This window comes from Pseudomonas sp. TH39(2020), assembly GCF_016650715.1.
Taxonomy (GTDB): domain Bacteria; phylum Pseudomonadota; class Gammaproteobacteria; order Pseudomonadales; family Pseudomonadaceae; genus Aquipseudomonas; species Aquipseudomonas mandelii_C.
In genome coordinates this window covers 299,425-320,759 of the sequence record NZ_JAEKFF010000003.1, presented here as the reverse complement: position 1 = coordinate 320,759, position 21,335 = coordinate 299,425, and the positions used below count along the sequence as shown (strand labels likewise).

Here is a 21,335-nt window from a genome sequence, read left to right as displayed (position 1 = left end):
TGAAACCCTGTGGCGCCGGCCTCTTGCGGGCGCTTCGGGCTTGTCTCGCGCGCCTTTTGGCGCTCGTTTGAGGACCTTCATCATGCTTCACGGCTACGGATCGAGCATTCTCGATGGCGTCTGGCTGACCATTAACCTGGCCTTGACCTCCATGAGCATGGCGATTGCTTTGGGTCTGATCGGCGCGGCCTTTCGGTTGTCGCCGCTCAAATGGCTGGCGATGCTGGGCGAAGGCTATACCACCCTGATTCGCGGTATCCCTGACCTGGTGTTGATCCTGCTGATCTTCTACGGCGGCCAGGATCTGGTGAACCGCATCGCCCTTGCACTCGGTTACACCCGCTATATCGACATCAACCCCTTCATCGCCGGCGTCTGCACCATGGGCTTCATTTTTGGCGCCTATCTGTCAGAAACCTTTCGCGGCGCGTTTATGGCGATTCCTAAAGGTCAGGCCGAGGCCGGCGCGGCGTATGGCATGAGTGGCGGCCAGGTGTTCTGGCGGATTCTGGTGCCGCAGATGATTCGTTTCGCCATCCCGGGGTTTACCAACAACTGGTTGGTGCTGACCAAATCCACCGCACTGATCTCGGTGATCGGCTTGCAGGACATGATGTTCGAAGCCAAGAACGCAGCGGACGCTACCCATGAGCCGTTTACGTTTTTCCTCGCGGTGGCGGCGCTTTATCTGATGCTGACCAGCGTGTCATTGCTGGTGCTGCGCTATCTGGAAAAACACTACTCGGTCGGCATCAAAGCCGCCGAATTGTGATTGGGAGCAACCCCATGATTCTCGACTACAACCTGATCTGGGAAAACCTGCCGCTGTATTTCAATGGCGCCTTGTTGACCCTCAAAGTCCTGCTGATTTCCCTGGCCTTCGGCCTGGTGCTGGCGATTCCGTTGGCATTGATGCGGGTGTCCCGATCGCCCCTGATCAACTTCCCGGCCTGGCTCTACACCTACGTGATTCGCGGCACGCCGATGCTGGTGCAATTGTTCCTGATCTATTACGGCCTGGCGCAGTTCGCAGCGGTACGTGAAAGCGCGCTCTGGCCGTACCTGTCCAGTGCAACCTTTTGCGCCTGCCTGGCGTTTGCGATCAATACCAGTGCCTATAGCGCGGAACTGCTGGCCGGCAGTTTGAAGGCCACGGCCCACGGCGAGATCGAAGCCGCCAAGGCCATGGGCATGTCGCGCTTTACCCTGTACCGCCGCATTCTGCTGCCGTCAGCCTTGCGCCGGGCGTTGCCGCAGTACAGCAACGAAGTGCTGATGATGCTGCAAACCACCAGCCTGGCATCGATTGTCACCCTGGTGGACATCACCGGCGCCGCGCGTACGGTCAGTGCGCGGTTCTATCTGCCGTTCGAGGCGTTCATCACTGCCGGCCTCATCTACCTGGCCCTGACCTTCATCCTGGTTCGCCTGTTCAAGCTGGCCGAGCGTCGCTGGCTGGCGTACCTGGCACCGCGCAAGCACTAAGGAGCTGTTATGGAGCACATTGAATACCTGCTGCCGTGGAGTGCTTCGGGCACTGAACGGAAGCTGTCGCTGTTTCGTTTTGGCAGCGGGCCGCGCAAGGCCTACATTCAGGCGTCCCTGCACGCCGACGAATTGCCGGGGATGCGCGTGGCGGTTGAACTCAAACGACGCCTGCGGCTGCTGGAAGAACAAGGTCGCCTGAACGGAGTGATCGAGTTAGTGCCGATGGCCAATCCGATCGGCATCGCCCAGATGTTCCAGGCCACCCATCAGGGGCGCTTCGAGTTCTCCAGCGGGAAAAATTTCAATCGGGATTTCCCGGAACTGGCTGAAGCCGTGGCAGCGCTGGTGAAAGACCACCTGAGCGACAATGCCGACGTCAACACCACACTGATCCGCCGGGCCATGGCCGATGTCCTCGCCGACATGCCACCACCGACCTCGGAACTCGATGGCCTGCGTCGCGCGTTGCTGCAACATGCCTGTGACGCCGATGTCGTGCTGGACCTGCACTGCGACTTCGAGTCGATCATGCTGCTTTACGCCATGCCGCAAAACTGGCCGCGATTGCGTTCGTTGGCCGCTCGACTCGGTGCCGGCGCCGCGCTGCTGGCCGAGGGTGCGGGCGGCAGTGCCTTCGATGAAGCCTGTGCGATCCCTTGGTTGCGGTTGGCCGAGCTCTTTCCTGAAGCCGATATTCCGCTGGCCTGCGTGGCCACCACCATCGAATTGCGCGGCATGGCCGACACCGAACGCGAGCCATGCGTCGATAGCGCCGAGGCCATTCTTGGCTATCTCGCCGAACAAGGCCTGATCAGCGGTGACTGGCCAGCAGCGCCACCGAACTGTTGTGAAGCGACGCCGTTCGCCGGCGCTCAGTACGCCTATGCGCCGCACCCGGGGGTGGTGAGTTTTCTGCAACCGCTGGGCGCCCGGGTCAGGGTGGGCGATCCGCTGTTCGAAGTGCTGGATCCGCTGACCGATCGCCACAGTATCGTGCGCGCCAGCACCGACGGCATCCTCTATGCCCGAGAACGCCTGCGCTTTGCCCAGCCCGGTTTGTGGCTGGCCAAAGTCGCCGGCACCCGCCTTATTCGCCAAGGTCGCTTGCTCAGCGACTGATTCCAGAGAATAAAAACCATGTACAAACTTGAAGTTCAGGATCTACACAAAAGCTACGGCAGCCACCACGTGCTCAAGGGCGTGTCCCTGGAGGCGAAGGCCGGTGATGTGATCAGCCTCATCGGCTCCAGCGGCTCTGGCAAAAGCACCTTCTTGCGCTGCATCAACCTGCTGGAGCAGCCCAACGCCGGCAACATCGTGCTCAATGGCGAACCACTCAAACTGGTGACCAACACACTCGGCGGGCTCAAGGCTGCCGAACCCAAGCAGCTACAACGCATGCGTTCGCGACTGTCGATGGTGTTTCAGCACTTCAACCTGTGGTCACACATGAGCGCGCTTGAAAACGTCATGGAAGCCCCGGTGCATGTGCTTGGCCTAAGCAAAAAAGAAGCCCGGGAAAAGGCCGAGCACTACCTGAACAAAGTCGGCGTGGCGCACCGCATGGACGCCTGGCCGGCCCATATGTCGGGCGGCGAGCAGCAGCGTGTGGCGATTGCCCGGGCGCTGGCCATGGAGCCGGAAGTGATGCTATTCGATGAGCCGACCTCGGCACTCGACCCCGAGCTGGTCGGCGAAGTGCTCAAAGTCATGCAGGACCTCGCCCTCGAAGGTCGCACCATGGTGGTCGTGACCCACGAAATGGGTTTTGCCCGTGAGGTTTCCAATCAACTGGTGTTCCTGCACAAGGGGCAGGTCGAAGAACGTGGCGACCCGCGCGAAGTGCTGGTCAACCCGCAGTCCGAACGCCTCCAGCAGTTTCTTGCCGGCAGTTTGAAGTAATCCGACCGGCCAGCCGTAACGCAGCCCGTGTAGCAGCTGCCGAAGGCTGCGTTCGGCTGCGCAGCAGTCGTGAAACCTGACAGCAAGGTAGTCCTGAAGAACCGCATTGCCTGATTTTACGACTGCTGCGCAGCCGAACGCAGGCTTCGCCAGCTGCTACAGACTGCGTTGCCCGATCACCGACCCTTGGCAAGCGTTGCACACCAACGGTTGGCTTCGGATACACTCCAGCCAACCTTGTGCCACCCTTCTCCACCCCTCAGGAAATGTTGAGCCGGATATGCCGACCCCATCGAAAAACACCACGGTCTATGCCGCACCGGTCATGCGCAAACTGGCGGAGATCGTTGGCGATTTGCAGCCGTCACTGCGCAAGGTGGCGGACTTTATCCTGCGTCACCCGCTGAGGGCCGCAACGCTGACCATCGAGGAAATGGCTCACGAAACATCCACCTCGCCAGCCGCAGTCAACCGCTTGGCCAAGGCCCTGAACCTGGGTGGCTACACCGGCATGAAAGCCGAACTCGTCGCCACGTTGCAGCAGATGGTGTCGCCGGTCGACAAACTGCGCAACGAACTGGCACATCGTCCTGGCGGCGCGTTTGGCCTGCATGAGCAAATCCAGAGCGCCAGCAGCAACCTCGCCACGGCAGCGACCAACAACCATGCAGACACCTTCGAAGCGTTCGTCACGCGCCTGACCACCGCGCGAAAAATCTACATCCTGGGCTTTGGCAACAGCGTCTACTTCGCCGGCCTCGCCGCCTCGACCCTGATGCCTTTCTGCGCCGACGCCACTGCCATCAGCATGGAGGGCGGCAACGAAAACGCCGCTTACCGTCTGGCGGCGATTACCGATCAGGATGTGTTGCTGGCAATCTCCCTGCCGCGCTATTCCCTCGACACCCTGCAACTCGCCCGTTTCGCCAATGAGCGGGGTGCCTCGGTGCTGGCAATCACCGATTCACCCGCCTCGCCGCTCACCAGCATTGCCGAACATGTGTTGTTTGCTCCCGCCGACCATCCGGTATTGACCAGTTCCAACATCGCGGTGCTCGCCTTGATCGAAGGCTTGGTGGCGGGCGTTATGGCGCGCAACAAGGAAGCCGTCAAGCTGGCGACCGAACTGACCGAAAGCGTGATGGCTTACCTGCACATGCCTGGTAACAGCAAATCGGCGAAAGCCACAAAACCGCGCTGACGTGTCCCGGGCTTACCCGCGACGTGGTACGCCACAGGGTTTGCGGGCAAGCGTCTGACTGGGAAGTTCGTTGAACAATGCCCGATAACTGCTGGAAAATCGCCCTAAATGCCAGAAGGACCAGTGCATCGCCACTTCGGCAACCGTGGTGTCCATCACTGTGCGGCTGAGCAATTCTCGGCGCGCACTGTTGAGTCGGCGCAAGCGCAGCCAATGGGTTGGGGTCATCCCGGTATAAGCCTTGAACGCATGCTGCAACTGCCGCAGTGAAACCCCGGCAATTTGCGAAAGCTCCAGCAGATTCAGGGTCTCTTCCGGGGTATCAGCCGCCCATTCACCGATGCGTTTCATCACTGCACGTTCTTCGGCGCGGCGCTGTAACCCTCCGCGATCAAGGCAAACACACGCGTTGTCGAGGATGTACAGGCAGTCTTCGAGCAACTGCTGGGTCAACGCCTCCTTGCTCGGCGGATCGAGGGTCTGCGTCAGTCGGGTCAACGTCCCGCTGAGCCAGCGACTGAACAATGCGTTCTGTCCCGAGTTCAGCGGCGCCATGAACAGGCCTTCGAGCCTGGCCACGTTCAAACCGTGACGCTGCACGAACGCCGGGCCGAACACCACGGCGATTTCCTGGTAGTTCTCCGGGGTGATCCAGATATTGCGGCTTTCGCCATTCAACACGTACAGCGCGTTGTCACTTCGATCGAAACAGAACGCCAGCGCACCTTCGGGCGCGCTGAAATTCTGCTCGACCCGCGTGTTCATCTGTTCCTCGTAAATCTCCACGCCTTGCAGGTCCAGGTAGCGCACGCGCCCGGCGAAATGCCCCGGCGACATTTGCTGGTAATGCTGCACCCACCCCGGTGTGGCGCGGATTTGCTCGGCTACATCGGCAGTGTTGAACGCTTGGACTTGCAGGGGGTTGCACGCTGTCATGGGTGACCTTGCGCACTCTTTTGGTGCGCTTTGGTGCTGCTGAAAGTGGATAGATGGAACGTCAAGGCTCGCCCAAGATAGTCGTCAACGCGCCACAGGGGAAGTGTGTGGTGGATGAAACCAGCCTCCCCGGCGTTAATAAAACCAATAACGAGGTCTTTATGAATGTCCCTTTCGATCAGCTGCTCACGTGGCTGAAAGATCACAAGATTACCGAAGTCGAGTGTGTGGTCAGCGACTTGACCGGCATCGCACGCGGCAAAATTGCACCCACCAACAAGTTCCTACATGAGCGAGGCATGCGCCTGCCGGAAAGTGTGCTTTTGCAAACGGTAACCGGGGACTTTGTCGACGACGACATCTACTACGACCTGCTCGACCCGGCCGACATCGACATGGTGTGCAAGCCTGTCTCCGATGCGGTGTACGTGATCCCATGGGCCATCGAGCCCACCGCTATCGTGATTCACGACACCTTCGACAAGTTCGGCAACCCGATCGAGCTGTCGCCGCGCAACGTGCTGAAAAAAGTCCTGCAGCTGTACACCGACAAAGGCTGGCGGCCGATTGTCGCGCCCGAAATGGAGTTCTACCTGACCCAGCGCTGCGAAGACCCTGACTTGCCGCTCAAGGCACCGCTGGGGCGTTCGGGCCGTGCGGAAAGTGGTCGTCAGTCGTTTTCCATCGACGCTGCCAACGAATTCGATCCGCTGTTTGAAGACGTGTACGACTGGTGTGAACTTCAAGGCCTGGACCTCGATACCTTGATCCACGAAGACGGCCCGGCGCAGATGGAAATCAACTTCCGGCATGGCGACGCGCTGGATCTGGCCGACCAGATCACCGTGTTCAAGCGAACCCTGCGCGAGGCGGCGCTCAAGCACAACGTCACCGCGACCTTCATGGCCAAACCGATTGGCGATGAACCCGGCAGCGCCATGCATATCCACCAGAGCGTGGTGGACATCGCCACCGGCCAGCCGATCTTTGCCGATGCCGACGGGCAGATGAGCGAGCTGTTCCTGCACCACATCGGCGGCCTGCAAAAGTACATCCCCAAAGTGCTGCCGATGTTCGCGCCGAACGTCAATTCGTTCCGCCGCTTCCTGCCGGACACTTCGGCGCCGGTGAACGTCGAATGGGGCGAAGAAAACCGTACTGTGGGTCTGCGTGTGCCGACCTCCACGCCGGACGCGATGCGCGTGGAAAACCGTTTGCCGGGAGCCGATGCCAACCCATATCTGGCGATCGCAGCAAGCCTGTTGTGCGGGTATCTGGGGATGGTCGAGCGCATCGAACCGAGCGCTGCGGTGCAAGGTCGTGCTTATGAGCGTCGCAACCTGCGCTTGCCGATCACCATCGAAGACGCTCTGACGCAGATGGAAGAATGCGACACCGTTTCGCGTTATCTGGGCAGCAAATTCGTCCGCGGTTATGTGGCGGTCAAACGCGCCGAACACGAGAACTTCAAACGGGTGATCAGCTCCTGGGAACGTGAGTTCCTGCTGCTCAGTGTCTAACCCCCCTAATGATCGTTCCCACGCTCCGCGTGGGAATGCAGCCCGGGACGCTCTGCGTCCTAAAGCGGACGCAGAGCGTCCATTGAGGCATTCCCACGCAGAGCGTGGGAACGATCACAAACAAAACAATAAGAGGTGTCGATATGCGTCTATTGAAATCCGTGGTCCCGGTCGCGGCGGCTGTGTTGTTCAGCGCCGTTGCGCAAGCTCAGCCAACGGTCAGCGTCTACAACTGGACCGATTACATCGGCGAGACCACCCTCGTCGACTTCCAGGCGAAAACCGGGATCAAGGTGATCTACGACGTGTTCGATTCCAACGAAACCCTGGAGGGCAAATTGCTCGCCGGCCGTACCGGGTATGACGTGGTGGTGCCGTCCAACCACTTCCTCGCTCGCCAGGTGAAAGCCGGCGCGTTCCTGAAGCTCGATCGTTCGCAGCTGCCCAACTTCAAGAACCTCGACCCGAAACTGCTGGCGCTGCTGGAGAAAAACGATCCGGGCAACGAACACTCGGTCCCGTACCTGTGGGGCACTAACGGCATCGGCTACAACGTCGACAAGGTCAAGCAAGTGCTCGGCATTGACCGTATCGATTCCTGGGCCGTGTTTTTCGAACCGGAAAACCTGAAGAAACTCAGCCAGTGCGGCGTGTCGATGATGGATTCGGCGGATGAAGTGTTCCCGGCCGTTCTCAATTACATGGGCATGGACCCGCGCAGCGAAAACCCTGAAGACTTCAAAAAAGCTGAAGCCAAGCTGTTGACCATCCGCCCTTACATCACCTATTTCCACTCCTCCAAGTACGTTTCGGACCTGGCCAACGGTGACATCTGCGTGGCGTTCGGTTACTCGGGTGACGTGTTCCAGGCCGCGAACCGGGCCAAGGAAGCCAAGAACGGCGTGAACATCGCCTACGCGATTCCCAAGGAAGGCAGTAACTTGTGGTTCGACCTGTTGGCGGTTCCCGCAGACGCCAGCAACCAGAAAGAGGCGCATGCTTTCATCAATTACCTGCTCGATCCGCAAGTGATTGCCAAGGTCAGTGCGTCAGTCGGTTACGCCAACCCGAACCCGGCGTCCAAGCAAGACATGGACCCAGCGCTGGTCAACAACCCTGAGGTTTATCCGCCTCAGGCAGTCCTCGACAAGCTCTACATTTCGACCACCCCGCCCCAGCCGATCATGCGTTTGATGACCCGTTCCTGGAGCAAAGTGAAGTCCAATCAATGAACCAATACAGCAACGAACATGCTCGCTCCTATTACGCGGCGTCAGCCAATGGAATGGCGCCCTACCCCACACTGGCCGCGGATCTTGAGGCCGATGTCTGTGTGATCGGCGGCGGCTTTACCGGCGTTAACACGGCGATCGAACTGGCGCAGCGCGGGCTCTCGGTGATTCTGCTGGAGGGTCGGCGAATTGGCTGGGGTGCCAGCGGGCGCAACGGCGGGCAGTTGATCCGCGGTATCGGCCATGACGTCAGCGGTTTTGCCCGTCATGTCGGTGAAGAAGGCGTGCGCTACCTTGAGCGTGCCGGTGTCGAGTCGGTCGAGCTCGTGGGCAACCGCATTCGTGAACACGGGATTGATTGCGACCTGCGCTGGGGGTTCTGTGAACTGGCCAATACTAAAGCGCAGTTCGCGGCGTTCAAGGCTGAGCAGCAAGGCCTTGCCGAATCGGGTTACGCCCACGAAACCCGACTCGTCGGGCCGGAGCAGATCCGTCAGCAGGTGGTGAACTCCGGCATGTATGCCGGTGGTCTCGTCGATATGGGCTCGGGTCACTTGCACCCGCTCAATCTGGTCCTTGGCGAAGCGCTATTGGCGCAATCCTTAGGGGTGCAGATCTTCGAGCAGAGTCCGGTGCTGGAGTTGATCCATGGCAGCACCGTGCAGGTTCGCTGTGCCGGCGGCACGGTGCGCGCCGGCAGCCTGGTGCTGGCGTGCAACGCTCACCTGGAAGAACTCGAACCGAAACTGAGCGGCAAGGTGCTTCCGGCGGGCAGCTACATCATTGCCACCGAGCCGTTGGCGCCCGACGTTGCAGCGCAATTGATCCCGCATAACCTGGCGCTCTGCGACCAGAAAGTCGGCCTGGATTACTACCGGCTCTCGGCGGACCGACGCTTGCTGTTCGGCGGCGCCTGCCATTATTCCGGGCGAGATCCGGCGGACATCGAAGCCTACATGCGCCCGCACATGCTCAAGGTCTTCCCGCAACTGGCCAACGTGCGCATCGACTATCAATGGGGCGGCAAGATTGGCATCAGCGCCAATCGCTTCCCTCAGGTCGGGCGCTTGAGCCAGCATCCGAACGTGTTTTACGCCCAGGGTTACTCCGGTCATGGCCTGAACGTGACCCACTGGTGCGCAAAGCTGTTGGGCGAAGCGATCCACGTCGGACACAGTCGAGGCTTTGACGTGTTCATCGCCGTGCCGCACATGACCTTTCCCGGTGGGCCGATGCTGCGTTCTCCATTGCTGGCCCTCGGCATGTTTTGGTATCGCCTGCGCGAACTGCTGGGGTGAAGAACAACAGTGTTTTGATCATTCCCACGCTCCGCGTGGGAATGCAGCCCGGGACGCTCCGCGTCCCAACAGCGGACGCAGAGCGTCCATTGAGGCATTCCCACGCGGAGCGTGGGAACGATCAGTACCCGCCTTTTAATTTGCTCAATCGCTAGGCGCTTCTATATTGAGGGAGTGCTCTGACTTTCCTGCGTCCTGGCGAGTGCAGCCTATGGCTACTACTGACCCACTGATCATCTGCGAGCACTGCGACTGCGTGTATGAAAAAGTCACGCTCGCCAAACATCAAAAAACCCTGTGTACGCGCTGCGGCGGCGTGCTTCAGCGCTATAACGGCTTGACGGTGGAACAACGTCTGGCGTTGACCTTCACCGCGTTGATGCTGTGGATTTTCGCCAACTTCTATCCCGTCATGAGCATCAGCCTCAAAGGCCTTAAAAACAGCGCAACACTCTGGGACTCGGTGCTGGCCCTGAGTCTGGGGCCGATCACTTTTATCGCCATGGTGGCGGCGATCTCGATGATCATCGCGCCGATTTTCCAGTTGTCGCTGCTTATCTGGGTCCTGAGCTTCGCCCTCGCCCACCAGCGCTCGCCCGGCTTCAAGTTTTGCATGCGCTGGCTGGAAACCCTCAGGCCGTGGAGCATGCTGGAGGTCTGTCTGCTGGGGGCGATGGTCGCGGTCATCAAACTCGCCGGCTTGCTGGATGTGCTGCCCGGCATCGGCCTGTTTGCCCTGGCCATTCTCAGTCTGATGATGATCCGCATCGCAGGGCGCGACATCCGTGATCTATGGGACATTTTATGAACAGGCCCCCGGTGGCGAGTGAACTCAACCTGTGCCTGTGTCATAGCTGCGGCCTGGCCTGCGACATGACCGATGAACCTCACGAATGCACACGGTGCGGCGCGCCGTTGCATCGGCGCAAAACCAACTCACTGGCCCGGACCTGGGCCTACATGTTCACTGCCCTGGCGTTTTACGTCCCGGCTAATCTGCTGCCAGTGATGAACACCAAGATGGTCGGCAACGGCGCCGATAGCACGATCATGAGCGGTGTACTGGAGTTCTGGCAGCACGGCGCCTGGGACATTGCCCTGATTATTTTCATCGCCAGCATCGCGGTGCCGGGTATCAAGTTCGTCGCCCTGACGCTGTTACTGGTGACCGTTCAGCGCGACAGCCAATGGGCGAGTAAGCAGCGGTCAACGCTGTACCGTTTCGTCGAGCTCATCGGTTACTGGTCGATGCTCGATGTGATCGTGGTCGCCTTGGTGGCCTCACTGGTGAAGTTTCAAGCCCTGGCCGATATCGAACCGCGCCCGGGCATTCTGTTCTTTGGCCTGGTGGTGGTCTTCACCATGCTGTCGGCAATGAGTTTCGACCCACGCCTGATCTGGGATAAAGAAGAGCGGGATAACCCAAACGAGGAGGTCATGGATGAAGTCGCAAGCCACTGACGGGCCGCAAGCCCCTGGGCAGGCCCCTGTCAAAACCCGTCGTTTCAGCGTTTCGCTGGTATGGATCGTGCCGATCGTCGCGGTGCTGGTGGGGATTTCCCTGGTTGTACACACCATGATGCAGGAAGGTCCGACCATCACCGTTACCTTCAAGACCGGTAGTGGTCTGACCGCCAACAAAACCGAAGTCAAATACCGCAACGTGGTGATCGGGCAAGTTACCGATGTCGAATTGAGCAACGACCAGAAAAGTGTCAACGCCACCATCAAACTGGCCAAACAGGCGGAAAGTTTTACTCGCGAAGACTCGGAGTTCTGGGTCGTGCGCCCGCGCATTGGTGCCGGCGGGGTGTCGGGTATCGATACCCTGCTGTCCGGGGACTACATTGGCGCCGACATTGGCCAGGCCAATGCTCGCGCAAAAAAATTTACCGGCCTGGAAAACCCGCCGCCGATCACCTATGGCGAACCGGGTAAGCGCTTCACCCTGCACACCGAAGACCTCGGTTCGCTGGACATCGGCTCTCCGGTTTATTACCGCAAGATTCCAGTAGGTCAAGTGGTGGCCTATGCATTGGACGCCGACGGTAAAGGGGTCAACATCGAAGTGTTCGTCCACTCGCCCAACGATGCCTACGTCACTGAAAACACCCGGTTCTGGAACGCCAGCGGGATCGACGTGAACGTTGGCGCCAATGGCTTTTCGGTGAAAACCGAGTCGCTGTCATCGATCCTGGTGGGCGGCATCGCCTTCCGCGCTCCAGAATACAGCCCCAACGATCAACCGGCCGCCGAGGACAAAGCCTTCGACCTGTTCGAAGACCAGCTAACCGCCCTCGCCCCGCCCAGCGGCAAGGGGCAATTCTTGAGTTTGCGTTTCGATCAGGCCTTGCGCGGGCTCAAGGTCGGTGCGCCGGTGGAGTTCCTGGGCATGGAGTTCGGCAGAGTCGTGGCGGTCAATCTGGATTTCGACGCGAAAAAGCGCAGTTTCCCGGTCAATGTCGGCATCGTGATCTACCCGCAACGCCTCGGCCAGGCCCACACCAAAATGCTCGAGGTGTTGAAGCATGACCCCAACGACGAAGCCGCTGGGGTGCGCCTGATCGGCAGCTTCATCGAAAATGGTCTGCGGGCCCAGGCCCGGAGCGGCAATCTATTGACCGGCCAGCTCTACATTGCGCTCGACTTCTACCCCAAAGCGGAGAAAGTCGTGTTCGATCCAACCGCTCGTCCAGTCTCTATCCCAACCATTCCTGGCAGCCTCGAACAATTGCAGGAAAAACTGGAGGGCATGGTCAACAAGATCAACCAACTGCCAATCGAGCGCATTGCCGGCAACCTGGACAGCAACCTCGTTGAACTGCGTAAAGGTCTGGCGCAATTCAACGCCAAGACCCTGCCCGGCGTGCAGACCACCCTGGCGGATGTCAGCAAGACGCTGCAATCGGCCAGTTCGACCTTGGCCGAAGACTCGCCGCAACGCGAACAATTAGGTCAGACCCTCGACGAGCTCGGGCGCATGTCGCGCTCCTTGCGTGAACTCTCGGATTACCTGGGACGGCATCCAGAATCGCTGATTCGCGGTCGTCCCGACAATGCTGCGCCGATGGACCTGCAGGGGCCGCCGCGCAAATGACCACAGGAGCATCACTCATGGTTTATCCGCTGAAGATCAGCTTGGTCACTGCATTGTTGCTACTCGCCGCTTGCCGCAGTGAGCCGATTCAATTCCACACCCTGACCCCGGCCCAACAGAGCGGCAATTCAAGGACCAGCGCTGCGGATATCCAGATCGAGAGCCTCAGCGTCCCGCCCCAGGTCGACCGCCCGCAAATCGTGATTCGCCAGGGCAACAGCGGCCTGGCGATCCTCGAAACCGAGTGGTGGGGCGCGAGTCTGTCGGATGAATTGCGCAGTGCCCTGGTCGATCAACTGGTCAACAGCAATCCCCAGCGCAAGGTATCGGTGCGGCTGGACGTGCAACGTTTTGATTCGATTCCTGGCCAATACGCCCTGATCGACGTCAAATGGCGTCTGCGCCATTTCGGCGAAAGCGATAACGCGCTGATCACTTGCCGCAGCACGTTGCAGACACCGTCAGGGCCTTCCATCGACGACCTGGTGATCGCCCAACAGAACAACATCAAACGCCTGTCCGCGTTGATCAATCAGGCCGCTTCCGGTACATCAAGAGGTTGTCCAGCGGCTCAGTAAGAGACGACCTCTCAGTCAAGTCAACCGTGAAGCAACATCCGTTTGGCTGGCGGCTGGTGAGCTCCACGCTCCAGTTCTGATGGGTGCAAATACGTTGGATCAACGACAGCCCCAGGCCCAGTCCTTCGCCACGTTGCTCATCACCGCGCACGAACGGTTGAAACATCGCATGACGTTTTTCTTCCGGAATGCCTATGCCACTGTCTTCGACACTGAAACCGTGCTCACGTAGCGTCAACCGAATGAAACCCTGATCGGTGTAGTGCCACGCATTACGCAACAAATTGCCCATGACCGATTGCAGGAACGTGAGGTTAAAGCGATCCGTTGAAACCTGTTCGACCAAGTAAATAAACTCGATGTTCTTTTCCCTGATCAGCGGCTTCCAGACATCCTCCAGCGCATCGGCGATGTCCTTCAGGGTGGCACTCGCACCTGAACCAGAATCCTCCCGCGCGCGCGCCAGCATCAAAAACGTCTCGACCAATTGGCGCATTTCATGACTGGCACGGGCGATTCGCTGGACCTGCGCCATGGAACGGTGGTCCAGCGAGGGATTGCCGAGTAGCAGTTCACAGGAGCTGGCCAGCACCATCAATGGCGTGCGCAGTTCGTGACTCACATCGCTGGTAAAGAGCTTTTCCCGTCCCAGTGCTGCGCGCAAACGGCCCAGAGTCTGATCGAAGGAGAGCGCCAGTTCGCCCACTTCGTCCGTTGCATAATCGGGATGTAACGGTGGAGCCAGCTCCAGCAGTTGATCGCGATGCCGCACCTGACGCGCCAGACGAATCACAGGAGCGAGGACGCGCCGGGCCAGCAACCGGCCCATCAAAATCGCCAGCAAGACACTCAAAAAAAACCCGACAACCACCACCGAGAACAGCACATGTTCCCGTCGTTCGAGGCTTCGTTGATTGCGCAACAAAACGTATTTGCGATCTCCCACCAGGTTCACCATGGCGTAGTACTTCGCACCGTTGTAGAGAATCTCCTGAAACCCCGGGGGCAGCGCTTCCAGCATCGAGTTCAGGGCCATGGGGGGCTTGGCTCCCTGGGCGAAAAACAGTTCATCTTTCTCGGGTTGATGGGGCCATTTATCGGGGTTGTCCATCAACAGCAGACGGTGCAGTCCGCCTCCCAGTGTCGTGGCCGTGAGCCTTCGCTCTACCACGTGGACAGTCGCAACAATGCCAAACGCAAAAATGCCCGCGACCAGCGCGCTCATCAGGGCGAATACGATGACAATCCGTTTCGTCAGGCTTTGCTTTAAATCCATTCTGTTGCCGGGCTCCATTGTCGGGGTCAATTGCCACAGAACCGGGGCTAAAACCAACGTCAGCCCACAGGCAAGGTGCATTAGAGAAGCGTTTTCAATAACGTTCTAATAGTTAACTGACCATCCCTCTCGCAAAACTTTCACATTTCTTTCACCCCTCAGGCACCTGACACCTTTTAGTTTGTCGCTAATTGCGCCGTGACTACCCAAATAGCCGGAGAACTTCAAAGTCTTATTGGAAGAAGCGCATTGAAAGTTGATGTTTGTCGCGCATTCAGGGGTAAAACATACGTGCTTAATTTACTATCGCGCAAGTTTCCGCAAAAACCAACGTGGCTATCGCGGCTATTCGGGCTCACGGGGTTGATCGTGGTGTTGGTCATCATTGCCGGGGGCACCGGTTTTGCCTTGTGGTCAAGATCTCCGCCCAACCTGGTCACTGCCGGAACCGAAACTAAAGCGGACCTGCTCCAGCGCTGGCAAGCCGGTGAGATCGTCGCTCTGGTACGCCATGCCGAGCGATGCGACCGATCCTCGAACCCATGCCTGGGCCCGGCTGACGGTATTACCCAAGCCGGCAGCGTTGAGGCCGCGGCGGTGGGCCAGGGTTTCCAGCGCCTGGGCCTGTCACAGACCGACGTCCTGAGCAGTCCGGTTACCCGTACAGTGCAAACCTCACACTATATGCTCGGCAAAGACGCGATGACTCAGGAGTGGCTGTCGATCTGCGGCAAGACTATGCGTAACGATGTGGTGGCGCACAAGGTGGCCCATCGCAATTTGGTGTTGGTCACTCACAGCGGTTGTATTCACGAATTTGAAGCGCAGACCGGTTTCCGACACGCGCCGAAAAGTGAATATGGCAGCTCGTTGTTCGTGCGCATTAGTGCTGATGGACAACTTAAAGTGCTCGGTATCGTCAAAGCCGATGACTGGCATTCCCTGTTGAACGAAAAGTAGCTGGGCCAATAATCCTGCCGATGCGTCCGAACGCGGCGTTTGCGAACGAATCGCTTTAACTTAAAAATATCCAAAAAATAGTTGAGCCAACTTCCAACTTAAAAGTTCAGGTCGCGGTGGCGTCGTGACAGTCAAGAAGTTGCCTTCTTGCTGTGTCGTGCTGCGCGCGCCCGTTCATTTACAAACGTTGCCAAGGACTAGCCATGACGCCCGATAACTTGCTTTCCCGTTCTGCTGGCCATTTGTCCCGAACAGACGCCTCGGCCCGGTCGATCGCCGAGCGCTGGATGGTTCCGGGTTTGCTGCTGGTCTTCCTGGTCTTTTATCTCCTGCCGCTCGTGACCCATGGCTTATGGACGCCTGACGAAACCCGTTATGGTCAGATCAGTCAGGAAATGCTGTTGAGTGGCAACTGGGTCGCTCCGCATTTCATGGGGATTCGTTATTTCGAGAAGCCGATTGCCGGTTACTGGATGATCGCCATCGGTCAGGCTGTATTTGGCGACAACCTGTTTGGGGTGCGTATCGCCTCGGCACTGAGCACCGGGCTGAGTATCTGGCTCACGTACCTGATTGCCCGTCGCCTCTGGAACGACCCGCGCAAAAGCTTCGCCTGCGCACTGTTGTATATGAGCTTCGGGTTGATCGCCGGTCAGGCCGGATACGCCAACCTCGATCCGCAATTCACGTTGTGGGTCAACCTGAGTCTGGTTGCGCTGTGGTTTGCCATCGATAGCCAGGGTTCACGCGCTCGACTCGGTACTTGGGCGCTGTTGGGCGTTGCTTGCGGGATGGGCTTCATGACCAAGGGTTTTCTTGCCTGGTTGTTGCCCATGTTGATCGCCCTGCCCTGGATGCTCTGGCAACGACGCTTGGGTGAGTTGTTACGTTATGGGCCGCTGGCGGTCGTCGTGGCCGCGGCGGTCTGCCTGCCATGGGTACTTGCGATCCACCATCAGGAACCGGACTTTTGGCGGTTTTTCTTCTGGAACGAACACATTCGCCGTTTCGCTGCCGATGATGCGCAGCATGCTCGTCCTTGGTGGTTCTACGTGCCGCTGCTGGTCGTATCGAGTCTGCCCTGGGCAGCCTTGCTGCCAACGACATTCGTTCAGGCCTGGCAGCACAAACGCCAGCCGGCGATCTGCTTTCTGTTGCTCTGGTTGCTATTGCCACTGGGGTTCTTCAGCCTGAGCAGCGGCAAGCTGCCAACCTATATCATGCCGTGCCTGTTACCCCTGGCGTTGCTGATGGGCCATGCGTTGACCGAGTTGCTGAACCAGGCGCGCGGCCGGGCGATTCGTATCAACGGCGTGATCAATGTCGTCATGGCAACCACAGCCCTGATCGTCCTGCTTTATCTGCAGGCCACCAAAGAGATCTACGAAAACACTGAATATTTCAGCCTGTCGCTGGTGTTTTTCGTGCTGCTTGGCTGGATCATCGCTAACGCGTTGCAAGTCTTGCGTCCATTGATGTTCTGGGCCATGCCGGCCCTGGGCATCTGGCTGCTGGTCGCATTGCTGCCGGCGGCGATGCCCGGCCAGATTGTCGATAGCAAGATGCCCGATCAGTTCATTGCCGAGCATCTGGATGCCTTGAGCCAGACGACCTCGCTGCTCAGCAACGATTTGGGTGCGGCATCGGCTTTGTCCTGGCGCCTGAAACGACCGCAGATCGGGCTTTACAATACCGTTGGCGAACTGAAGTACGGCCTCGACGATCCCGCCATGGAATCCAGGAAAGTGACCAAGGACAGTGTCGGTCAATGGATGACCGAGGCTCGCAAGAAAGGCTCGGTTGGCGTGGTGATGCGGGTCAACAGTGTTCAGGAAGTGCAAGAAGTCGAGTTGCTGCCCATCGACGGCAAGCGTTATGAGCGCGGCAACCTGCAAATTCTGATATTCCCGCAGCGCCAACCCTGACAAGCCGCTGGAAGGCACCGTAGACACCGCCCGGCAGTCGAGCGTCTCGGTGCCCGAGCCCAAAAGCCAAATGACAGGAATTAACGATAAATTTGACGTTTTTTTCACATTTCAAGCTCTACATTCGCCGCGTCTTAAACATGCAAATGATTCCTATTGATCTACACTCATCGACGACCCACTTCGTCGACGCTGTCGAATCTGCGTGCACGATTTAAAAAAAACGGAGCTGCCACCGCATGAATTCCCCTGTCCCTTCGTTCCTGAAGAAGGCGTTATTGGTCACCGCTCTGCTGACCACCGGCCACGTGTATGCCGCAGATGCCGATGGCATCGTGGTCTACAACGCCCAGCACGAAAGCCTGACCAAATCCTGGATCGAGGGCTTTACCAAGGAAACCGGGATCAAAGTCACCGTGCGCAATGGCGACGACACCGAGATGAGCAATCAGATCGTGCAGGAAGGCGCCGCCTCCCCGGCCGACGTATTCCTGACCGAAAATTCTCCGGCCATGGTGCTGGTTGACAACGCAGGGCTGTTTGCACCGGTTGCGCCGGCCACTCTGGAACAGATCGGCGCGGCTTACCGCCCGGCCCATGGCAAATGGGTGGGGATCGCCGCGCGCTCCACGGTGTTTGTCTATAACCCGAGCAAACTGCCCGAAGCCGAATTGCCCAAGTCGCTGATGGACCTCGCCGGCCCAAGCTGGAAAGGTCGCTGGGGCGCTTCGCCGGCCGGTGCCGACTTCCAGGCCATCGTCGCTGCCGTGCTGGCACTCAAGGGCGAAGCCGCCACCCTGGAGTGGCTCAAAGGGATGAAAACCAACTACACGGCCTATCGCGGCAACAGCGCTGTGCTCAAGGCGGTCAACGCCGGGCAGATCGACAGCGGCGTGATCTATCACTATTACAGCTTCGGCGACCAGGCCAAGACTGGCGAAAACAGCAACAACACCGCCCTGCACTACTTCAAGCACAAAGATCCTGGCGCGTTTGTCAGTGTCTCCGGTGGCGGCGTTCTGGCGTCCAGTAAACATAAGGAACAAGCCCAGGCGTTCCTCAAATGGATTACCGGAAAAGATGGCCAGGAAATCCTGAAAACCGGCAAATCGTTCGAATACGCCGTGGGCAAAAATGCTGAATCCAACCCGAAACTGGTGCCTTTGCAGCAACTCGACGCGCCGACAGTCGATGCCTCAAAACTCGACAGTAAAAAAGCCGTGGAGTTGATGACCCAGGCTGGACTGCTCTAATTGATACCTGAAACCTTGCCGGCGGGTGTCGCTGAGGCGATACCCGCAAACTTGCGACGACGATCCCGCGGTATCTTCGCGGGGCGCGGTGGCGCGTGGGTGATCGGTTTGTCGGTGCTGGTGTCGTTGCTGTCGCTGCTGCCGATTGGCTTCGTCGTTGGCGTTTCGTTTCAGACAGGCTGGGCGACCCTGGTTCCACTGGTATTCCGGCCGCGGGTCGCTGAACTATTGATCAACACCGTTTTACTGGTGGTCATCACGATTCCGCTGTGCGTCACGTTAGGCCTGACTCTGGCCTGGCTGACAGAACGCACCAACCTGCCGGGTCGACGCTGGTGGTCGTTGCTGGCCACCGCGCCGCTGGCGGTGCCGGCCTTCGTTCACAGCTATGCGTGGGTCAGTCTGGTTCCACCGATACACGGGCTGTTTGCCGGGGTTCTGGTCTCGGTCATCGCCTACTTCCCGTTCCTGTACCTGCCGATTGCTGCGACCCTGCGCCGGCTCGATCCGGCTATCGAAGACGTCGCCGAATCGCTCGGCCTCAAACCCTGGGCGATATTTTTTCGTGTGGTGCTGCCGCAATTGCGCCTGGCCATCTGCGGCGGCGCATTGCTGGTGGGCTTGCACCTGCTGGCTGAATATGGCCTGTACGCGATGATCCGCTTTGACACCTTCACCACGGCCATCTTCGATCAGTTCAAGTCCACCTTTAACGGCCCCGCCGCCAACATGCTGGCCAGCGTGCTCGCCTTGTGTTGCCTGGCGATGCTGACCACAGAATCGGCCGCTCGCGGCACGGCGCGTTACGCCCGGGTCGGGTCGGGAAGCGCTCGCGAGCAGCGGGTAGTACGCCTGAAACCCGCAACCACCCTCCTCGCCCTTACCGTACAGATCGTGACCTGCGCGCTGGCGCTGGGCGTGCCGCTGGTGACATTAGTTAACTGGCTGGTGGCCGGTGGTACGCAGGTGTGGCAGATGGACGAGCTTCTGCCGGCGCTGGAACAAACGCTGTTGCTCGGTGTGGCGGGTGCAGCCATCACCACTTGCGCCGCCATCCCGATTGCCTGGCTGTCGATTCGCTCTCCGGGCCGGTTACAACGTGTACTGGAAAGCTGTAACTACATCACCAGTTCGTTGCCCGGGATCGTCGTTGCCCTGGCGTTGGTGACCGTCACCATCCATTTCGCCCGGCCGATTTACCAGACAACCATCACGGTGTTGCTGGCGTATCTGCTGATGTTTTTGCCCCGTGCCCTGGTGAGCTTGCGCGCCGGTATTGCACAGGCGCCGGTAGAACTGGAAAACATGGCCCGCAGCCTCGGCCGCTCGCCTGCCCGGGCATTGTGGCTGATCACCCTGCGCCTGGCCGCACCCGGCGCTGCCGCGGGCGCCGCGCTGGTGTTTCTGGCGATCACCAATGAGTTGACCGCCACCCTGCTGCTCGCCCCCAACGGCACGCGGACCCTGGCCACCGGGTTCTGGGCCATGACCAGCGAGATTGATTACGCCGCCGCCGCACCCTATGCCCTGCTGATGATTTTGCTGTCGCTTCCGTTGACCGGACTCCTTTATCACCAATCCAAACGAACGGCTGGCCGATGAACGCTCTTGAACTCCATTCCATTTCCAAGGCCTACGGCGCCCATCAAGCGCTGCAGAACATCAACCTGTCGGTGCCAACGGGCAGCCGAACGGTCATCGTCGGTCCCTCCGGCTCAGGAAAAACCACGCTGTTGCGAATGATCGCCGGCTTCGAGTTCCCGGACTCGGGCCGTCTTTCACTCAATGGCCAAACGCTCGTCGACGACACCCACGAAGTCCCGGCGCATCAGCGCTTGATTGGCTATGTTCCCCAAGACGGCGCCTTGTTCCCGCACATGACCGTGGCCGCGAACATCGGTTTCGGGCTTTCGATCAAGGGCAGTGCAAAACAGGAGCGAGTCGCAGAGTTGATGGACAGCGTGGCGCTGGATGCAATCATGGCCAACCGTTGGCCCCATGAACTGTCCGGCGGCCAGCAACAACGCGTGGCACTGGCACGGGCGTTGGCGCAACAGCCGCGCTTGATGCTGCTGGACGAGCCGTTTTCGGCCCTCGACACCGGACTTCGAAGCGCCATGCGCAAAATGGTCGCGCGGCTGCTGACAGACGCCGGCGTGACCACCATTCTGGTCACCCATGACCAGAGTGAAGCGTTGTCGTTTGCCGATCAGCTGGCGGTGATGCGCGACGGCCGGCTGGTGCAATCGGGCCATCCGCTGGACCTTTACCGTTACCCCGAGGATGAACAAACCGCGCTGTTTCTGGGGGATGCCGTGGTCTTGCCCGCCAGAATCGAAGCCGGCTGGGCCCATTGCGATCTCGGCCGTATACCGGTGAACAACCACCGGAACAACAAATCGGCGCAGATCATGCTGCGCCCCGAGCAACTGCAACTCGTCAGCATCCAGCCCAGCCCGACCAAGACTGCCGGGTGTCGCGCCGTCGTGACCGAGCGGGATTTCAGCGGCAATACCTGCACGTTGACGGTGGAACTGGAGACGTTGGCTTCCGCGCAACAGCCTGGTCGATCATTAATGGTGCGCAGTTCGGGCCTGTATGCGCCACCCGCCGGCAGTGAGGTTCACGTCTCGACAATCGGCCATGCCCACGTACTGAGCGAATCCTGA

Annotated in this window: 19 protein-coding genes; 17 read left to right on the top strand and 2 right to left on the bottom strand. The window is 59.2% G+C overall.

Annotated features, from left to right (window positions below):
• Positions 1–82: 82 nt before the first annotated feature.
• The 5 genes from JFU47_RS03865 to JFU47_RS03845 all read left to right on the top strand — a co-directional run bounded on the left by JFU47_RS03865 (position 83) and on the right by JFU47_RS03845 (position 4,591).
• A complete protein-coding gene (locus JFU47_RS03865; protein ID WP_201181055.1) occupies positions 83–772 on the top strand; it encodes an ABC transporter permease in 690 nt (229 codons plus the stop codon).
• 14 nt (positions 773–786) lie between these two features.
• On the top strand, positions 787–1,485 hold the full coding sequence (locus tag JFU47_RS03860) for an ABC transporter permease (RefSeq protein WP_056746042.1): 699 nt from the start codon (positions 787–789) through the stop codon (positions 1,483–1,485).
• A 9-nt stretch (positions 1,486–1,494) separates the two neighbouring features.
• On the top strand, positions 1,495–2,607 hold the full coding sequence (locus tag JFU47_RS03855) for a succinylglutamate desuccinylase/aspartoacylase family protein (protein ID WP_201181053.1): 1,113 nt from the start codon (positions 1,495–1,497) through the stop codon (positions 2,605–2,607).
• Positions 2,608–2,625: 18 nt separating this feature from the next.
• Complete coding sequence (locus JFU47_RS03850; protein ID WP_140678847.1) at positions 2,626–3,390, top strand: ABC transporter ATP-binding protein; 765 nt, start codon at positions 2,626–2,628, stop codon at positions 3,388–3,390.
• Positions 3,391–3,670: 280 nt separating this feature from the next.
• Complete coding sequence (locus JFU47_RS03845; protein ID WP_134421518.1) at positions 3,671–4,591, top strand: MurR/RpiR family transcriptional regulator; 921 nt, start codon at positions 3,671–3,673, stop codon at positions 4,589–4,591.
• 12 nt (positions 4,592–4,603) lie between these two features.
• Here JFU47_RS03845 and JFU47_RS03840 read toward each other — a convergent pair whose 3' ends face one another.
• Complete coding sequence (locus JFU47_RS03840; RefSeq protein WP_201181051.1) at positions 4,604–5,527, bottom strand: helix-turn-helix domain-containing protein; 924 nt, start codon at positions 5,525–5,527, stop codon at positions 4,604–4,606.
• Positions 5,528–5,688: 161 nt separating this feature from the next.
• Between JFU47_RS03840 and JFU47_RS03835 the strand changes: the two genes are divergently transcribed.
• From JFU47_RS03835 to JFU47_RS03805, 7 genes are all read left to right on the top strand, one after another.
• Positions 5,689–7,047 (top strand): glutamine synthetase family protein, encoded by a 1,359-nt coding sequence (locus JFU47_RS03835; protein ID WP_074876680.1) that lies wholly within the window; start codon positions 5,689–5,691, stop codon positions 7,045–7,047.
• 143 nt (positions 7,048–7,190) lie between these two features.
• Complete coding sequence (locus JFU47_RS03830; RefSeq protein WP_201181049.1) at positions 7,191–8,279, top strand: polyamine ABC transporter substrate-binding protein; 1,089 nt, start codon at positions 7,191–7,193, stop codon at positions 8,277–8,279.
• The gene (locus JFU47_RS03825) at positions 8,276–9,577 is read left to right on the top strand and encodes an NAD(P)/FAD-dependent oxidoreductase (protein WP_201181047.1); all 1,302 of its coding nucleotides are present in this window, start codon (positions 8,276–8,278) and stop codon (positions 9,575–9,577) included. Before JFU47_RS03830 ends, JFU47_RS03825 begins: the two co-directional genes overlap by 4 nt.
• Positions 9,578–9,788: 211 nt before the next feature.
• A complete protein-coding gene (locus tag JFU47_RS03820) occupies positions 9,789–10,385 on the top strand; it encodes a paraquat-inducible protein A (RefSeq protein WP_140678855.1) in 597 nt (198 codons plus the stop codon).
• On the top strand, positions 10,382–11,038 hold the full coding sequence (locus JFU47_RS03815; RefSeq protein ID WP_123364063.1) for a paraquat-inducible protein A: 657 nt from the start codon (positions 10,382–10,384) through the stop codon (positions 11,036–11,038). The genes JFU47_RS03820 and JFU47_RS03815 overlap by 4 nt, the downstream gene beginning before the upstream one ends.
• Complete coding sequence (locus tag JFU47_RS03810; protein WP_201181045.1) at positions 11,019–12,674, top strand: PqiB family protein; 1,656 nt, start codon at positions 11,019–11,021, stop codon at positions 12,672–12,674. Before JFU47_RS03815 ends, JFU47_RS03810 begins: the two co-directional genes overlap by 20 nt.
• A 17-nt stretch (positions 12,675–12,691) precedes the next feature.
• On the top strand, positions 12,692–13,252 hold the full coding sequence (locus JFU47_RS03805; RefSeq protein WP_201181029.1) for a PqiC family protein: 561 nt from the start codon (positions 12,692–12,694) through the stop codon (positions 13,250–13,252).
• Here JFU47_RS03805 and JFU47_RS03800 read toward each other — a convergent pair.
• Positions 13,203–14,528: a sensor histidine kinase gene (locus JFU47_RS03800; RefSeq protein ID WP_201181517.1), complete on the bottom strand. Its 1,326-nt coding sequence runs from the start codon at positions 14,526–14,528 to the stop codon at positions 13,203–13,205. The two genes, JFU47_RS03805 and JFU47_RS03800, sit on opposite strands and share 50 nt — an antisense overlap.
• 291 nt (positions 14,529–14,819) lie before the next feature.
• Here JFU47_RS03800 and pmrG point away from each other — a divergent pair, with 291 nt between their 5' ends.
• From pmrG to JFU47_RS03775, 5 genes are all read left to right on the top strand, one after another.
• Positions 14,820–15,488: a lipopolysaccharide core heptose(II)-phosphate phosphatase PmrG gene (gene pmrG / locus JFU47_RS03795; RefSeq protein WP_140678865.1), complete on the top strand. Its 669-nt coding sequence runs from the start codon at positions 14,820–14,822 to the stop codon at positions 15,486–15,488.
• 203 nt (positions 15,489–15,691) lie between these two features.
• Positions 15,692–17,413, top strand: coding sequence for a lipid IV(A) 4-amino-4-deoxy-L-arabinosyltransferase (gene arnT, locus JFU47_RS03790; protein ID WP_201181027.1), 1,722 nt, complete (start codon positions 15,692–15,694; stop codon positions 17,411–17,413).
• A 239-nt stretch (positions 17,414–17,652) separates the two neighbouring features.
• Entirely contained in the window at positions 17,653–18,666 is a 1,014-nt protein-coding gene (locus tag JFU47_RS03785) for an iron ABC transporter substrate-binding protein (RefSeq protein WP_201181026.1), read from the top strand.
• A 3-nt stretch (positions 18,667–18,669) separates the two neighbouring features.
• Positions 18,670–20,268: an ABC transporter permease gene (locus tag JFU47_RS03780; protein ID WP_140679429.1), complete on the top strand. Its 1,599-nt coding sequence runs from the start codon at positions 18,670–18,672 to the stop codon at positions 20,266–20,268.
• Entirely contained in the window at positions 20,265–21,335 is a 1,071-nt protein-coding gene (locus JFU47_RS03775) for an ABC transporter ATP-binding protein (RefSeq protein WP_123364070.1), read from the top strand. Before JFU47_RS03780 ends, JFU47_RS03775 begins: the two co-directional genes overlap by 4 nt.

What these genes read in the sequence shown, in the direction of transcription:
- JFU47_RS03865 (WP_201181055.1), top strand. Translation starts at nt 83, where the DNA reads ATGCTTCACGGCTACGGATCGAGCATTCTCGATGGCGTCTGGCTGACC.
- JFU47_RS03860 (WP_056746042.1), top strand. Translation starts at nt 787, where the DNA reads ATGATTCTCGACTACAACCTGATCTGGGAAAACCTGCCGCTGTATTTC.
- JFU47_RS03855 (WP_201181053.1), top strand. Translation starts at nt 1,495, where the DNA reads ATGGAGCACATTGAATACCTGCTGCCGTGGAGTGCTTCGGGCACTGAA.
- JFU47_RS03850 (WP_140678847.1), top strand. Translation starts at nt 2,626, where the DNA reads ATGTACAAACTTGAAGTTCAGGATCTACACAAAAGCTACGGCAGCCAC.
- JFU47_RS03845 (WP_134421518.1), top strand. Translation starts at nt 3,671, where the DNA reads ATGCCGACCCCATCGAAAAACACCACGGTCTATGCCGCACCGGTCATG.
- JFU47_RS03840 (WP_201181051.1), bottom strand. Translation starts at nt 5,527, where the DNA reads ATGACAGCGTGCAACCCCCTGCAAGTCCAAGCGTTCAACACTGCCGAT.
- JFU47_RS03835 (WP_074876680.1), top strand. Translation starts at nt 5,689, where the DNA reads ATGAATGTCCCTTTCGATCAGCTGCTCACGTGGCTGAAAGATCACAAG.
- JFU47_RS03830 (WP_201181049.1), top strand. Translation starts at nt 7,191, where the DNA reads ATGCGTCTATTGAAATCCGTGGTCCCGGTCGCGGCGGCTGTGTTGTTC.
- JFU47_RS03825 (WP_201181047.1), top strand. Translation starts at nt 8,276, where the DNA reads ATGAACCAATACAGCAACGAACATGCTCGCTCCTATTACGCGGCGTCA.
- JFU47_RS03820 (WP_140678855.1), top strand. Translation starts at nt 9,789, where the DNA reads ATGGCTACTACTGACCCACTGATCATCTGCGAGCACTGCGACTGCGTG.
- JFU47_RS03815 (WP_123364063.1), top strand. Translation starts at nt 10,382, where the DNA reads ATGAACAGGCCCCCGGTGGCGAGTGAACTCAACCTGTGCCTGTGTCAT.
- JFU47_RS03810 (WP_201181045.1), top strand. Translation starts at nt 11,019, where the DNA reads ATGAAGTCGCAAGCCACTGACGGGCCGCAAGCCCCTGGGCAGGCCCCT.
- JFU47_RS03805 (WP_201181029.1), top strand. Translation starts at nt 12,692, where the DNA reads ATGGTTTATCCGCTGAAGATCAGCTTGGTCACTGCATTGTTGCTACTC.
- JFU47_RS03800 (WP_201181517.1), bottom strand. Translation starts at nt 14,528, where the DNA reads ATGGATTTAAAGCAAAGCCTGACGAAACGGATTGTCATCGTATTCGCC.
- arnT (WP_201181027.1), top strand. Translation starts at nt 15,692, where the DNA reads ATGACGCCCGATAACTTGCTTTCCCGTTCTGCTGGCCATTTGTCCCGA.
- JFU47_RS03785 (WP_201181026.1), top strand. Translation starts at nt 17,653, where the DNA reads ATGAATTCCCCTGTCCCTTCGTTCCTGAAGAAGGCGTTATTGGTCACC.
- JFU47_RS03775 (WP_123364070.1), top strand. Translation starts at nt 20,265, where the DNA reads ATGAACGCTCTTGAACTCCATTCCATTTCCAAGGCCTACGGCGCCCAT.